15 protein-coding genes are annotated in these 14,330 nt (G+C 55.3%); 11 read left to right on the top strand and 4 right to left on the bottom strand.

Annotation, left to right across the window (positions count from 1 at the left end; genetic code table 11):
- Position 1 precedes the first annotated feature (1 nt).
- A complete protein-coding gene (locus AB1F12_RS04650) occupies positions 2 to 469 on the top strand; it encodes a methylated-DNA--[protein]-cysteine S-methyltransferase (protein ID WP_368186935.1) in 468 nt (155 codons plus the stop codon).
- Here the strand turns inward: AB1F12_RS04650 and AB1F12_RS04655 are convergent.
- From AB1F12_RS04655 to fsa, 4 genes are all read right to left on the bottom strand, one after another.
- A complete protein-coding gene (locus AB1F12_RS04655; RefSeq protein ID WP_368186937.1) occupies positions 466 to 1,161 on the bottom strand; it encodes a phosphatidylcholine/phosphatidylserine synthase in 696 nt (231 codons plus the stop codon). The genes AB1F12_RS04650 and AB1F12_RS04655 overlap by 4 nt on opposite strands.
- A gap of 86 nt (positions 1,162 to 1,247) precedes the next feature.
- Positions 1,248 to 2,147 (bottom strand): tyrosine recombinase XerC, encoded by a 900-nt coding sequence (locus AB1F12_RS04660; protein ID WP_368186939.1) that lies wholly within the window; start codon positions 2,145 to 2,147, stop codon positions 1,248 to 1,250.
- 26 nt (positions 2,148 to 2,173) lie between these two features.
- Complete coding sequence (locus AB1F12_RS04665; RefSeq protein WP_368186940.1) at positions 2,174 to 2,881, bottom strand: DUF484 family protein; 708 nt, start codon at positions 2,879 to 2,881, stop codon at positions 2,174 to 2,176.
- 129 nt (positions 2,882 to 3,010) lie between these two features.
- Positions 3,011 to 3,664: a fructose-6-phosphate aldolase gene (gene fsa, locus AB1F12_RS04670; RefSeq protein WP_368186942.1), complete on the bottom strand. Its 654-nt coding sequence runs from the start codon at positions 3,662 to 3,664 to the stop codon at positions 3,011 to 3,013.
- Between the two features lie 139 nt (positions 3,665 to 3,803).
- Between fsa and AB1F12_RS04675 the strand changes: the two genes are divergently transcribed.
- From AB1F12_RS04675 to AB1F12_RS04720, 10 genes are all read left to right on the top strand, one after another.
- A complete protein-coding gene (locus AB1F12_RS04675) occupies positions 3,804 to 6,017 on the top strand; it encodes a primosomal protein N' (protein ID WP_368186944.1) in 2,214 nt (737 codons plus the stop codon).
- Positions 6,018 to 6,105: 88 nt separating this feature from the next.
- Positions 6,106 to 6,819 (top strand): leucine-rich repeat domain-containing protein, encoded by a 714-nt coding sequence (locus AB1F12_RS04680; RefSeq protein ID WP_368186946.1) that lies wholly within the window; start codon positions 6,106 to 6,108, stop codon positions 6,817 to 6,819.
- 79 nt (positions 6,820 to 6,898) lie between these two features.
- Positions 6,899 to 8,128 carry an MFS transporter gene (locus AB1F12_RS04685; protein WP_368186948.1) on the top strand — a complete coding sequence of 410 codons (1,230 nt, stop codon included), beginning with the start codon at positions 6,899 to 6,901 and terminating at the stop codon, positions 8,126 to 8,128.
- A 173-nt stretch (positions 8,129 to 8,301) separates the two neighbouring features.
- Entirely contained in the window at positions 8,302 to 8,982 is a 681-nt protein-coding gene (gene msrA, locus AB1F12_RS04690; protein WP_368186949.1) for a peptide-methionine (S)-S-oxide reductase MsrA, read from the top strand.
- Positions 8,979 to 9,527: a hypothetical protein gene (locus AB1F12_RS04695; RefSeq protein ID WP_368186951.1), complete on the top strand. Its 549-nt coding sequence runs from the start codon at positions 8,979 to 8,981 to the stop codon at positions 9,525 to 9,527. Before msrA ends, AB1F12_RS04695 begins: the two co-directional genes overlap by 4 nt.
- A gap of 37 nt (positions 9,528 to 9,564) precedes the next feature.
- Positions 9,565 to 10,434: a 50S ribosomal protein L11 methyltransferase gene (locus AB1F12_RS04700; protein ID WP_368186953.1), complete on the top strand. Its 870-nt coding sequence runs from the start codon at positions 9,565 to 9,567 to the stop codon at positions 10,432 to 10,434.
- 106 nt (positions 10,435 to 10,540) lie between these two features.
- Positions 10,541 to 10,891, top strand: coding sequence for a hypothetical protein (locus tag AB1F12_RS04705; RefSeq protein WP_368186954.1), 351 nt, complete (start codon positions 10,541 to 10,543; stop codon positions 10,889 to 10,891).
- A 521-nt stretch (positions 10,892 to 11,412) separates the two neighbouring features.
- Positions 11,413 to 12,405, top strand: coding sequence for a TRAP transporter substrate-binding protein (locus tag AB1F12_RS04710; protein WP_368186956.1), 993 nt, complete (start codon positions 11,413 to 11,415; stop codon positions 12,403 to 12,405).
- 108 nt (positions 12,406 to 12,513) lie between these two features.
- A complete protein-coding gene (locus AB1F12_RS04715; protein WP_368186957.1) occupies positions 12,514 to 13,041 on the top strand; it encodes a TRAP transporter small permease in 528 nt (175 codons plus the stop codon).
- A 3-nt stretch (positions 13,042 to 13,044) separates the two neighbouring features.
- Positions 13,045 to 14,325, top strand: a complete 1,281-nt coding sequence (locus tag AB1F12_RS04720) for a TRAP transporter large permease (RefSeq protein ID WP_368186959.1) — start codon at positions 13,045 to 13,047, stop codon at positions 14,323 to 14,325.
- Positions 14,326 to 14,330 lie beyond the last annotated feature (5 nt).

Raw genomic sequence — 14,330 nt, forward strand, 5'->3', positions numbered from 1 at the left:
TGTGCCACGCCTGACCCTTCCTTCGCCCACCGGCGCCCTGACGATTGTTGAACGTGATGGCGCCATTGTGCGGTTGGATTGGGGGGATCGCATGCCCGGTCCCAAAGGCGTGGATCAAACCGCGTTGTTGCAGTGTGCGGCGGCGCAACTGGAGGCGTATTTCGCCGGGGATCTACAGGAATTTGACCTGCCGTTGGACGTCGCCGGATCACAATTTCAGCGTGATGTTTGTGACGCGATGTCCGCCATTCCGTTCGGCGAAACCCGCACCTATGGCGATATCGCGGCAGATGTATCCGGATCAGCGCAGGCTGTGGGCAATGCCTGTGGCGGCAATCCGATCCCGGTGATCATTCCGTGTCACCGGGTTCTGGGGGCATCATCGCTGGGCGGGTTTTCGGGCAGCGGCGGCGTGGAAACCAAGGTCTGGCTGCTGCGCCACGAAGGTGCGGCCGGACTGCTGATTTAGCCGTCTTTGCCATACATGATTTGTTGCAACGCCCCGGCCACCATCAAATAGATGGAGGTGATGACCAATCCCCAATGCGCCCAGCTTTGGGGGTGAAAATCAACCCAAGCGGCCCAGCCTGCAAAAAACGTCCATGCCAGTGCCATTGGCAATGTCAGCAATCGCCAGCGTTCTGTGCGCACGGGATGGACAAATTTGATCGGCAAAAACATCGCCACAGCCAAGAAGGTTACGATCGCGAGGATCAGCCAAAAATTAGGTTCCAACGCGAACAGGACCAACACCAGCATGTTCCAGCAGCCCGGAAAGCCTGAGAATGAATAATCCTTTGTTTTCATGCGTGTATCGGCGAAATACATCGCAGAGGCAAAGGTGATGATGATGATCGCAACCCACCCCGTCCATCCGGGCAACAACCCGGACGCAAACAGCGCATAGGCCGGAATAAAGACATATGTCAGGTAGTCGATGATCAAATCCAACAACACACCGTCAAATTCCGGCGCGTTGGTTTTCACATCATATCGCCGCGCCAATGGCCCATCGATGCCATCCACAAAAAACGCAACAACAAGCCATAAAAACATCAACGACCACTGGGACTCAACGGCGGCCAACATGGCCAACATGGCAAAAATAGCACCTGTCGCAGTGAGCAGGTGAACGGAAAGGGCTTTGGCTGAAAGTGTCATAGGCCTGTCATGGGGGATTTAACGCCAAAGGGCAAGCGTCGGTCAGTACACAAGCGACGGCAGGCCGATGCGCGTCACGATCTGGGTCACGATCTGGGATGGGCCGCGTCGTAGATTTCCATCAACCGGGTGCTGTCCACGGCCGTGTAGGCCTGTGTGGTCGATAGGGATGCATGCCCCAGCAATTCCTGGATTGCGCGCAAATCCCCACCGGCAGATAACAAATGTGTCGCAAAGGAATGACGCAGCGCGTGTGGCGTGGCCGAAGACGGCAGTCCCAGCTGAAGCCGCGCCTTTTCCATGACTTTCTGGATGGCACGTGGGCCCAATGCGCCGCCGCGGACCCCGCGAAACAGGGGCATATCTTCGGTCAAATCATGTGGGCATTCGGTGACATAGGCATCAACCGCATTGCGGGCCGCAGGGATAACGGGAACAATTCGTTCCTTGCCGCCTTTCCCAACGATGCGCAGAATTTCTGGCAAGGGGGCGTCTTTGGTTTTTAGGCCCAATGCCTCAGAAATCCGCAAACCACAGCCATAAAGCAACGTCACCACCGCCAAATCCCGTGTCGCGACCCACGGTTCGCTGGCCTGCAACTCCACCTGTGACAACAATGCGGGGGTTGTTTCCTCGGGCAGAGGACGGGGCAGTTTTTTCTGAAACTTAGGAGCGCGTGTGGATAAAACCGTAGTGGGTTCAAACCCTTCGCGATCCGCCAGCCACCCATAAAAGGTTTTCACGGCGGACAATTTGCGCGCCAAAGATCGCGCCGCAATGCCATGCCCCCGTTCAAACGCCATCCAAGCCCGCATATCGCTGATGGTGATATGCGACAGCGGTTCAAGCCCCTGCTGCGCGCCATGATGTTGGGTCATAAAGCTCAGAAAATTCAGCACATCCCTTTGATATGCCTCAATCGTGTTTTCTGACGCCGCTTTGAGCGCGCTTTCATGGGCAAGCCATTCCGCCAGCGCAAAGGTCAACGCTGGCGATATGTGTTTTGGGGCGATCAGGACAGCCAGCGCCGCATGGCGCGTTCAAAAATTCCGCCGAAAAAGGCTAGCAAATCAGTGCCTTGCTGGGGCGAAAACTGATGTGGGTCCTCAGATGCCATTACCAGCATGCCCGGCAAACGGCCTTCGCCCAGATCCAGTTTCAGGCAGGCTTCTGAGCGCACATAATCGGCTTTGTCGCCGTAAATCTGCCCATCATTGCCCGACACCTGACGCAACGTGACCTGACGCACAGGTAAATTGCGGCCACGGGTGATGTAGTCGTCGATAAAACCGGGGGCGACGGCGTTCAGCACATCGTCCAGTTTTTTGACCGTGGCGTCTTCGTCGCCGCTTTCGCTTTCCAGTACCAGACGAATCGAATCAACCCGCAGGATGTCGGCCACTTCGCCGCCCAGATCATGCAGGAACACTTCGAATTCGGTGGGGTCCATCATCCGCAACACGGCGCGGTGAATTTGGTTGGTGCCGGCCAGATTTTCATAAGCTGCGGCGATCACGGACCGATGGGTGTCTTCTAGTCTGTCCAGCCGGGCTTCTAGTCGTTCCATCGCGATGCCGCGCAGATCGACGATGTTGCCGCCCATGGTTTTTTCGTTTGCGGCCACTAGGGCGCGCATGATGTCCTGATCTTCTAACAGGGTATCGGGATCGGAAATAATGCGTTCGCGGACGGATTCGTCCATCGCCTGGGTACTGCTCATGCCTGTCTCGTTTGTTTGTTATTGGGGGCAGTATAACAAACCAAACGGGGATTGCTTCACTTTTTTGCCCTAAAACGACAAAACCCCGGCGAAACCGGGGCTTTGCTTGTACTTTTTCAACATGAACGCTTACAGGATTTTGATGCCTGCGGCTTCGATGTCTTTGATAAACCCGGCCAGACCTTTGTCGGTCAAAACGTGGTTTGCCATGGCTTTGATCACGTTTGGCGGTGCCGTGCAGACGTCAGCACCGATTTTTGCGCATTCTGACATGTGGTTGGCGGACCGGATCGATGCGGCCAGAATTTGAGTGTCAAAACCGTAATTGTCATAAATGGTGCGGATATCTTCGATCAGCTCCAGACCATCCAGATTGATGTCGTCCAAACGGCCAATAAAGGGCGAAATAAACGTCGCGCCCGCCTTGGCGGCCAACAGGGCCTGATTGGCGCTGAAACACAGCGTCACATTGACCATTTTTCCTTCGCTCGACAGGGTTTTACAGGCTTTTAGCCCGTCCCATGTCAGCGGCACTTTGACGGCGATGTTTTCAGCGATATCGGCCAGTTTGCGCCCCTCGGCGATCATGGCGTCAGCGTCCAGCGCGACCACTTCGGCTGAAACGGGGCCATCAACCAAATCAGCGATTTCTTTGGTCACTTCCAGAATGTCGCGACCGGATTTTTTGATCAGGGACGGGTTTGTTGTCACACCGTCCACCATGCCAAGGGCGTTTAGCTCGGCGATGGCGTCGATTTCTGCTGTATCAACGAAAAATTTCATAACGTGCTCCTTTAGGGGCGGATGGTCAGCAAAGCCAGATTGGCCAGCAAAGCCGGATTTGGATGTCTTGCGTCTGCCTTTACCGCATGAGACGCTAGGGGCCTAGCCCTGCGCAAGATTATTTTTGATGGTAAAATAAATGCACCCGAGCCAAACGTCAAACGAAACTGAGTTCTTTGAGCAGGGGCAATTGGTCGGCGTGCTAACGGCACAGCCATTGGACCGGGTTTTGGACTACAAAGCGCCCGAAGGCGGGTGCTGGTTGGGCGCATTTGTCGAAGTGCCGCTGGGCCCGCGCAAGGTGTTGGGCGTGGTTTGGGGCCCCGGGCGGGGTGATTGGGATATCAAAAAGGTGCGCGCGGTGCTGCGGGTGCTGGATGTGGCCCCGATGCGCGGCGAAATGCGGGATTTTTTGACCCGGGTTGGCGGCTATACGCTAACGCCGATGTCGGCGATGCTGCGGTTGGCCACACGCGCGCCGGGGCTGGGCGATCCGCCTTCGATGCGTAAAGTATACCGGATGGGCCATGCCGAATTGACCAAACGCACCGCCGCGCGCGAAAAAGTGCTGGCCGTGCTCGAAGAATTTGGCGGATTGTCCTTTACGCTCAAGGAATTGGCGGATCATGCCGGGGTCAGTGCGTCGGTGGTCAAAGGTTTGGTTCAAATGGGGGCCGTGGCCGAGGAAAACACCCCCCGTGACCTGCCATTTCCGCGATTGGTGCCCGATTATGGCGGCAAAGAGCTGAGCCCGGATCAAGCCAGCGCCGCCAACATTTTGCGCCGCGATATGGCGTCAGGCACCTACGGGACGACGTTGCTAAAGGGCGTGACCGGATCCGGCAAAACCGAAGTCTACTTAGAAGCGGTGGCCGAATGTTTGCGGCAGGGGCGGCAGGCGCTGGTCCTGTTGCCAGAAATCGCGCTGACGGCCGAATTTATCACCCGGGTTGAGGCGCGGTTTGGCATGAAACCCGCGGAATGGCATTCGGGCGTCACCATGACCGAACGTCGCCGGGTGTGGAAAATGGTCGGGCAGGGGGATGCGCAAATGGTTGTCGGGGCGCGTTCTGCGCTCTATCTGCCGTTTCGCGATCTGGGCCTGATTGTCGTCGATGAGGAACATGACACATCCTATAAACAAGAGGATGGCGTGTTGTATAATGCCCGCGACATGGCTGTTTTGCGCGCGTCCCTGAACAGCGCGCAGGTGGTTTTGGCCTCGGCCACGCCGTGTTTAGAAAGTTGGGCAAACGCGGAATCCGGCAAATACAAGAAACTGGAATTGACGTCGCGCTTTGGGGTTGCGGTGATGCCTGAAATGAAGGCAATCGACATGCGCAGCGAGGATCTGCCGGGGCAGCGCTGGATATCGCCCAGCTTGAAAAACGCGGTCGATCAACGGATTGCAGAGGGACAGCAGGCGTTGCTGTTTATCAACCGTCGCGGCTATGCGCCGGTGACGGTGTGCCGGGCCTGTGGGCACCAGATTGGCTGTGATCAATGTGATGCGCGTATGGTGGAACACCGGTTTTTGAAACGGCTGATGTGCCATCAATGCGGCGAAAGCAAACCGATGCCAAATGTCTGCCCTTCTTGCGAGGTTGAGGACAAATTGGCCCCCGTCGGTCCCGGTGTGGAACGTCTGGCAGAAGAGGCGGTAAACCTTTGGCCGGACGCAAAAATTGAGGTTCTGTCGTCCGATATGTATGCCTCGGCCCGCGCGCTAAAGGCCCGCATTGAGGCCATCGCCGCAGGTGAGGCCGACATCATCATCGGCACGCAATTGGTGGCCAAGGGGCACAATTTCCCGAAACTGACATTGGTTGGGGTCATCGACGCGGATTTGGGCCTGCAAGGGTCAGATTTACGCGCCGCAGAACGCACGTTTCAGCTGATGCGACAGGTGGCAGGCCGGGCCGGGCGCGCCGAAGCCAAGGGCCAGGCGTTGATGCAGACCTTTCAACCTGAACACCCGGTGATCCGGGCGATTCTGGGGGGCGACGAAAATGCGTTTTGGTCCGCAGAGGCCCAAGAACGCAAAGCCGCCGGCGTGCCGCCCTATGGGCGCATGGCCGGGATTGTGTTGTCTGCCAGTGATGTGCAGGCGGTGTTTGATCTGGGCAATGCGATGGCACGGCAGGCAGAGCCGCTTTGGCGGATCGGCGCGCAGGTTTACGGCCCAGCCCCGGCACCGATTGCCCGTGTGCGCGGACGACATCGGGTGCGATTGCTGGTCAAAGCTGAAAAAACCGCGCCCATCCAAAAGGCATTGGCGCAATGGGCCGGGCAATTCAAATTAAAGGGGGATCTGCGTATGGCCATCGATATCGACCCTCAGACATTTTACTGACACAGCTTTGAAATCATACGTGAGTTGATCTGAGAGCGCGCAAGAGCGAAAATTGCCCAGATTTAGGTCAGTTTTCAAAGGTGATTTTATGAAACCCACTATTTTTACAGCATTATCGGCTGGTTTTTGCGCCATGTTCCTTTCGGCTTGTCAGCCTGATCCGGCCAATTTGGCCCGAGAACGCGCCAAGGAACGCGGCGCACAGATCGTGGCTGATTGCGTCGCGACGCAATGTGAAACATTGGATCTGGATGGCACGATGCTAGAGGATTTCAGCGTCATCACGGGGATGAGCCACGTGAAAATCCTGATGGTCAGCGACACCAATCTGACCGATTTGGCGCAGGTCGCGCATCTGTCACAACTGACGGAATTGCATATTGCCCGCACAGACATTTCGGACCTGTCAGCATTGGAATATTTCGAAAGTCTAGAGGTTCTGCATGTGTCGAGCATGCGCTATGTCACGGATTATACGCCTGTTTATGCCATGCGGGGGCTGCGCGAATTGGCGGTGGATGTGGTGACCGAGGATGGTATCGGCTATTTGCAGGATATGCCGGGATTGCAGCGGCTAAATCTATTTAATGGCAGCATCCCTGATCTAGCGCCCTTGGCCCGGCATCCGGGACTAACTGATCTGTCGATCAACGCGCATCTGCCAGAAGATACATCCGCGTTGTTGGACATTCCCAACCTGCAAAAGCTGGGCGTTGAATCCTACATTCTGGACGACGAAACGCTGGAAAAACTAGAAGAACAAGGCGTGGAACTGGATCTTTACGCCGTTATTGTCTGCTAAACGGGGCGTTGAATTTTGCAGATGATCTGTGCGCGACGGACCCTGTTCACACTGGCGAAACTGGCGTAAGCCTGCGCCTATGAAAACACTGTCCCTTTCCGATGCACAGCTTTTACCGCTGTGGCGCCGCCCGATTGCCCTGTTGTTTCTGGGTGCAATCGCCATGCCTGTGGCGTTTTCCACGTGGTCGGCTTTGCTGAACAACTTTGTCATTGAGGCGGCAGAGTTTGACGGGGCCGATATCGGATTGCTGCACACGGTACGCGAAATCCCCGGTTTTCTGGCAATCGGCGTCATTGCACTGATCATTTTCATCCGCGAACAAGTGTTGGGGCTGGTGTCGTTGGCGATGCTGGGGCTGGCCACGGCTGTGACGGCGCAATTCCCATCAATGGGTGGGATTTTGACGATCACCATGTTGTCTTCGATTGGGTTTCACTACTACGAAACCGTCAATCAAAGCCTGCAATTGCAATGGATCGACAAAGCCCGCGCGCCGCAAATGCTGGGCTGGTTGATGGCCGCAGGGTCAGCCGCGACGCTGGTGATTTATGTGTTGATCGTGCTGATGTGGGACACGCTGGGACTGACCTATTCCATCGTTTATTGGGCATCAGGCGGGTTCACCGCGCTGGTCGCGATCTATTGCCTGATCGCCTATCCCCAATTCGAAAGCCCACATCCCCAGATCAAGAAAATGGTACTGCGCAAACGGTATTGGCTGTATTACGCGCTGCAATTTATGGCCGGTGCGCGGCGGCAGATTTTTGTCGTTTTTGCCGGTTTTATGATGGTCGAAAAGTTTGGGTTCGAAGTGCACGAAGTCACCCGCCTGATGTTGATCAATCTGGTGGCCAACATGATTTTTGCCCCTTTGATGGGGCGCATCGTGGCGGTTTGGGGCGAACGACGGGCGCTGGCCTTTGAATATGTGGGGTTGATCTGCGTGTTTCTGGCCTATGGCGGCATCTATTATTTCGGTTGGGGCGTGATCCTAGCATCCGCACTTTATGTGATCGACCATATGTTTTTCGCGCTGGCCCTAGCGTTGAAAACCTATTTTCAGAAAATCGCCGATCCCGCCGATATTGCCCCCACAGCGGCCGTGGCGTTTACGATAAACCATATCGCTGCGGTGTTTTTGCCGGTGCTGTTGGGCATGTTGTGGCTGATGTCGCCCGGTGCGGTGTTCATTTTAGCGGCATCTATGGCGGCTGTGTCGCTGATCCTGTCGCTGATGATCCCACGTCACCCGGTCAAAGGGCAGGAAACGATTTTTTCACGTTCCGTGCTTAGCGCGGCGGAATAATCGGCCAAGTGCTTGGGAAATAACCCCCTTATCCAAGGGGATTGTGAATCGCGCGAAATAGTGCCGATTTTTCCCGTTTTGGCAAGGCAGGTTTTCCCTCACTTCCGCGTGCGCGCCACTTGCAATACTGCCGGTAACAGCGACATTTAAGGCGATCAAAGAGGGAGTGCGTCATGTTTGGACTGACATTAAAAGACAAAATGATACCTGCCGAGGACGCCTTGGCTGGACGGGATACGGGTGTCATGGCGGCAACGGAACACTTTGTTTTCAAACGCCCTCTGACGGCGGATGTGCCGGACGGATTGCAGGTCGCCATGTTTGGCATGGGCTGTTTCTGGGGCGTTGAACGGATGTTCTGGCAGCTGGATGGCGTGTATCTGACCATGGTTGGCTATGCGGGCGGTTATACCCCCAACGCCACCTACGAAGAGGTGTGTTCAGGCAAAACCGGTCATAACGAAGTGGTGCGGGTTGTGTTTGATCCAGCCAAAATTTCGTTTGACCAATTGCTGGTGAGATTCTGGGAAGGCCATGATCCGACCCAAGGCATGCGTCAGGGCAATGATCGCGGCACGCAATATCGGTCGGGGATTTATACCTTTGACGCGGATCAGGCCGCAGCGGCCCAAGCCACCAAAACCGCCTTTGCCACCCGTTTGGGCGATGCGGGCTATGGGGCGATCACCACCGAAATTTTAGCGGTCCCGAATTTCTATTTCGCTGAGGATTACCATCAGCAATATCTGGCCAAAAACCCTGCGGGCTATTGCGGGATTGGCGGTACGGGTGTCACATGCCCGATCGGTCTTGGACCTGTCGGGACGGACCCAAACAAAACGAGCGATGAATGAACCACAGGATTCACATATTTGGACCTTCTGGGTCGGGATGTTCGACACTGGGGCGGGCTTTGGCCACCCACATTGCGACCCAGCATTTTGATGCGGATGATTTCTATTTTCAGCCCTCAGACCCGCCATTTCAGACGCGGCGCCCGGTCGAGGATCGCTATCGCCTGATGCAGGACGTTTTTGTGCCGCGCAGCGATTGGGTCCTGTCTGGATCGGTGGATTCGTGGGATGGGGTCGTGCGGGATCGGTTCACGCATGTGTTTCGTCTGGAACTGGACAAAGACATCCGCCATGCGCGTTTGGTCAATCGTGATCAGCGCCGGCATGGTGCTGCGGTTCAGCCCGGTGGCGCGATGTATCAACAGTCACAAGATTTCCTGAAATGGGCTGATGGCTATGAGGCAGGCGATCGTCCGGGACGGTCACTGGCCCGGCATAAAACCTGGGAACAGACCCTGAATTGCCCGGTTCACGTTCTGAATTCCGAACAACCCTTGGCGATGATGGTGTCAGAAGTGCTGATGCATCTTGACCGCGACGGCTGAACCCCATAGCGCGGGCATAACAAGTAAGGATGCCGCAATGCCCACATTCACCGCCCTGACGACCCTGACCGGCAAAGCCAAAGCAGAAAAGCTGGGCGAAGCCATGGAAAACCTGATGCCCGAACCTACGGGCGTTGGCGTGTTTGAGATCGAAGATGGCAGCGATAATTGGGAAGTGGGCGGCTATTTCGAAGACACCCCCGACGCCGCCAGCCTTGCGCTGTTGGCGGCCAGTTTCGACGCTACCCCCTATGTGGTGGCTGAATTGCCGGAAACGGACTGGATTACCCATGTGCAAAACGAATTGAAGCCAGTGCCCGCAGGCCGGTTTTTCGTTTACGGCAGCCACGACGCTGACAAAGTGCCCGCCGATAAAATCGGTCTGTTGGTTGATGCGGCTCTGGCCTTTGGCACCGGGCATCACGGCACGACGTTGGGCTGCCTAAAGGCATTGGACAGCTTGGTTGAACGTGGGTTTGTGGCCCATAACGTGGCCGATATTGGCTGTGGGACGGCCGTGTTGGCGATGGCCGCCGCACATGTGTACCCCAACCCGGCGCTGGCCAGTGATATTGACCCGGTCGCAATCGAAGTCGCCGAAGACAACGTGCGCGCCAACAATATGACCGGGCGGGTCAATTGCGTGGTGGCCGCAGGTTTTGACGCGCCAGCACTGGCGGACGCGGCTCCGTTTGACCTCATTTTTGCCAATATTCTGAAACCACCACTGATCGCACTGGCCCCCGACATGGCCCGCGCCGCCGCCCCCGGCGCCTATGCGATTCTGTCTGGTTTGCTGAATGAACAAGCGGATGAGATCATCGCGGTTTATGCACAGAATGGATTTAATCTGGTTGAAAACAATCAGATTGGTGAATGGACCACGCTCATTTTGAATAAAATTTGAGCGAAATAAGGCCATTTCGGGGCAAAATTCGCGGAATCCTCGACTTTGCCACATTTTGATTCTACATTTGTTCTGTTCACGGTGGGGGCCATGAACGGAGTGTGCCATGTCTTTCAGCACAACAGATTTCGATCAGCGCCTGCGCCGGATCGCCAAAGACCATGATCGCCTGTCAACCGGGCGGTCGCGCCATAAGATCGGCAAAGACGGGTTGATTGTGTCCCGTCGAAAATGGTTTTCGATGCCCCGGTTTCCGCTGAAATCCTTACTTCTTCTTGCCGTTGGGTTTATTGTCTTTAAGGCCGTTGTTGTTCACCGTTTAGGGACCGCCGCCTACGAAGAACGGCTGGCCAATCTGAACACAGAAAACACTGTGGATCAGGTTGGCGGATTTCTGATGCAGCTGGACCCCGCAACCCTGTGGGTTGCCCAACAAATCGCGTCTTTTGCCGCCTAAAGCCTGACCGGCGATCCGAGTTCCCGGATCATTGCGTATATCTGGGGCGCCTTGCGCTGCCCCGACGACGAAACCGACATAACCCCTGCGCATCCATTTGCGGCAGGGGTTTGTTCGTTTTGGTCCAAGAATCCCCATGACAAATTTGTAAACCCCAGACAGGGATAGGCGCGAGATTCTTCGGGTTTCGCTCTTGGAACTCTTTGATCTATCGCCGTCTCAATTATAAATATTACAAATTTCAATTTAAGGTTGACTGCCTTGGTTTTCGCAAGCTGATTCTTGATATATTTAATATTGTCAGTGTGATGACCTGTGGTTTGATTTTTCCGTCGCATAGTTTTGAACGTGAATCCCCCATTTTGTCCGTTCAAAAACCAACGTTCTGCCCTCTTGAAAATTAAATTTTGACAACTAAAAACAAATCAACTTAATATGTAAAAAGTTGTAAACGGCCCGCCTGTTGGAAGGCCTGCAAGATTGGCCCAGTGGCCAAATGAATGATCAGGGAGGATCAAGTCATGAAACACGAAACGTTCAAGAAATCCATTTTGGGTGCGGTTGCGGCCGGGACCATGGCGCTGGCGGGTGTATCTGCCCAAGCCAACGAATTGCGCGGCTGGAATATTCACGTTGAGGATTACCCGGTTTCCATCGCCATGGAATTTTTCATGTCCGAAGTGGCCGAGCGCACAAATGGCGAAATCACCGGTCAGATTTATCACAACGGCGTTCTGGGCAGCCAGCCTGATGCGATTGAACAAATCCGCTTGGGTGTGATCGATTTTGGTGAGTTTAGCCTTGGGCCGATGGGGCAGTCGATCCCGGAAACCAATGTTGTTTCGCTGCCCTTCATCTTTAAATCCATCCCTCAGATGTATGAATTGATGGATGGTGAAGTCGGCGAAGCCATCGGCGCGGGCATGATCGAAAAAGGCATCGTTCCACTGGGCTGGTATGACGCCGGTGCGCGGTCCTTTTACAATTCGGTGCGTGCGATCAACACACCTGCCGACGTCGAAGGCCTGAAAGTGCGCGTCATGAGCAACGATCTGTTTGTTGGCATGGTCGAAGCGATGGACGGCAACGCAACACCCATGGCGTTTGGCGAAGTGTACCAATCGATCAAAACCGGCGTTGTGGACGGTGCGGAAAACAACCCACCCTCTTATGAATCGACCAACCACTTTGAGGTGGCGCAGTTCTATTCATTGACCGAACACCTGATCATTCCTGAATGTCTGTGCATGAGCCTGAAAACGTGGGAAACTTTGACACCCGAGCAGCAGGACATTCTGAAAGAGGCCGGTCAAGCCAGTGCCGAAATGCAGCGCGAGCTGTGGCAGGAACGCGAAGCGGCCAGCATGGAAATCGTGCAAGCCGGTGGCACAACCGTCAACACCGTCGCCGACAAAGCCCCGTTCCAGGATGCGATGGGCCCGGTTTACGACGCATTCCTGGCGGCAAACCCAGATCTGGTTGAGCTGGTCAACATGATCCGCAACGCCGACTAAATCCACCACAACGAAAAACAAGGCCCGTTCATTTTATGGGCGGGCCTTCATTATTTCAGTGTCCCGTTGCTGCGGCGATCAGACACCAACGAAAAGGGGACCCTGATCGTGGGGCATTCATCCAAATTTCAGAGGCTCGAAGCTTCGTTAGACATCATTCGGGCGGCCTGCATTTTATGTGCATCCATCGCCCTGGTCACTTTGATCATCACCTTTGGCTGGTTGGTGTTTGGACGCTATGTGCTGAACGTTACGCCCACTTGGGTCGAACAACTGGCGCTTTTGTTGATCTGTTACATCGCCTTTGTGGGGGCGGCCGCCGGGATCAAGGAAAACACCCATCTAGGGGTCAGCCTGTTTCGCGATCTGATGCCAAATGGCGTGCAAAAAGTCCTGATGATCCTCATCGATTTTGTGCTGTCGGCTTTTGGGGCGGTGATGTTTTTGGCCGGTGTAACGTTGATGATTTTTGGCTGGGACACGTTGCTGCCGATGCTGGATATCCCAGAAAGTTTTCGCACCTTGGCCATTACATCCTGTGGTTTGTTGATCTTTTTGTTTGCAGGCGCGCGCGGCGTTTTGCGCATTCTCACCTTTGCCGACTGGCAGCTCATTCCTCAAGAACTGGACGCTTAACCCATGGGCCTCATGATACTTCTCCTTGTTTTCGGCCTGTTGGTTGTCGTCGGAATGCCGGTCGCGTTTGCGATGGGGATTGCCGCCGCATCCGCGTTTTGGTTCGAAGGTTTCCCGATGTTGATCACGTTCCAGCGGGCCACGGCTGGGGTTTCGGTTTTCTCATTGCTGGCCATCCCGTTTTTTGTGTTTGCGGGCGAAATCATGCTGCATGGCGGGATCGCGCAGCGGCTGGTGAAATTGGCCGCGGCGCTGGTGGGGCACCTAAAAGGTGGCTTGGCCATGGTCAACATTTTCTCATCCATGCTGTTTGGTGGCATTTCAGGATCAGCCGTGGCCGACATTTCGGCGCTGGGATCGCTGTTGGTGCCGGTGATGAAAGAACGCGGTTACCGGCCCGATTTTGCGGTCAACGTCACCGTGACATCATCCATCGCCGGGATCGTCATTCCCCCCAGCCACAACATGATCATTTTCGCCGTGGCCGCCGGTGGTGGTCTGTCGATTTCCAAGCTGTTCTTGGCCGGTGTGGTGCCGGGCATTCTGATGTGCCTCAGCATCGCCGTCGCCGCCTATGTCCTGTCGGTGAAACATAAATATCCCGCCGAACCTTTTCCCGGTTGGACCGAAGTGGGCCGCAGTGCCATGGACGCGATCCCCGGATTTATCACCGCGGTGATCATCGTTGGCGGAACGTTGTCCGGTGTGTTCACCGTCACTGAATCCGGTGCATTTGGCGCGCTTTATGCGCTGCTGCTGACCAAATTCTACTACAAATCCCTGTCGTGGAATGCGTTTGTTCTGGCCGTCACGGGGGCTGTGCGGACAACGGCGATGGTGATGATCCTGATCGCCTTTGCGTCGTCGTTTGCCTATTTGCTGGCCCTCTACCAAGTGCCCGCCAAGCTGAGCGATCTGTTGGTGTCGATTTCCGACAATCCGATCATGATCCTGCTGATGATCAACGTGATCCTGCTGGTGTTGGGCATGATCATGGACATGGCCGCGTTGATCCTGATCTGCACGCCGATTTTCCTGCCCATTGCCAAAGGTTTGGGCATGGACCCAACCCAATTTGGCATCATGATGTTGGTCAATCTGGGTCTGGGCCTGTGCACACCGCCCGTCGGAACCTGCCTGTTTGTTGGCTGCGCCGTTGGTAAAATCAAAATCGAACAGGCTCTAAAATCCATCTGGCCCTTCTATCTGGCCATTCTGGTGACGCTGATTTTGGTCACTTATGTCCCGGCCATATCCCTATGGTTGCCCTCACTGCTGGGCTGATCCCC

The sequence above is a fragment of the Aestuariibius sp. HNIBRBA575 genome (genome assembly GCF_040932005.1).
GTDB lineage: Bacteria > Pseudomonadota > Alphaproteobacteria > Rhodobacterales > Rhodobacteraceae > CANLNM01.

Coding starts and splice junctions, on each gene's coding strand:
- AB1F12_RS04655 (WP_368186937.1), bottom strand. CDS start 1,161: ATGACACTTTCAGCCAAAGCCCTTTCCGTTCACCTGCTCACTGCGACA.
- AB1F12_RS04665 (WP_368186940.1), bottom strand. CDS start 2,881: ATGAGCAGTACCCAGGCGATGGACGAATCCGTCCGCGAACGCATTATT.
- fsa (WP_368186942.1), bottom strand. CDS start 3,664: ATGAAATTTTTCGTTGATACAGCAGAAATCGACGCCATCGCCGAGCTA.
- AB1F12_RS04675 (WP_368186944.1), top strand. CDS start 3,804: ATGCACCCGAGCCAAACGTCAAACGAAACTGAGTTCTTTGAGCAGGGG.
- AB1F12_RS04680 (WP_368186946.1), top strand. CDS start 6,106: ATGAAACCCACTATTTTTACAGCATTATCGGCTGGTTTTTGCGCCATG.
- AB1F12_RS04685 (WP_368186948.1), top strand. CDS start 6,899: ATGAAAACACTGTCCCTTTCCGATGCACAGCTTTTACCGCTGTGGCGC.
- msrA (WP_368186949.1), top strand. CDS start 8,302: ATGTTTGGACTGACATTAAAAGACAAAATGATACCTGCCGAGGACGCC.
- AB1F12_RS04695 (WP_368186951.1), top strand. CDS start 8,979: ATGAACCACAGGATTCACATATTTGGACCTTCTGGGTCGGGATGTTCG.
- AB1F12_RS04700 (WP_368186953.1), top strand. CDS start 9,565: ATGCCCACATTCACCGCCCTGACGACCCTGACCGGCAAAGCCAAAGCA.
- AB1F12_RS04705 (WP_368186954.1), top strand. CDS start 10,541: ATGTCTTTCAGCACAACAGATTTCGATCAGCGCCTGCGCCGGATCGCC.
- AB1F12_RS04710 (WP_368186956.1), top strand. CDS start 11,413: ATGAAACACGAAACGTTCAAGAAATCCATTTTGGGTGCGGTTGCGGCC.
- AB1F12_RS04720 (WP_368186959.1), top strand. CDS start 13,045: ATGGGCCTCATGATACTTCTCCTTGTTTTCGGCCTGTTGGTTGTCGTC.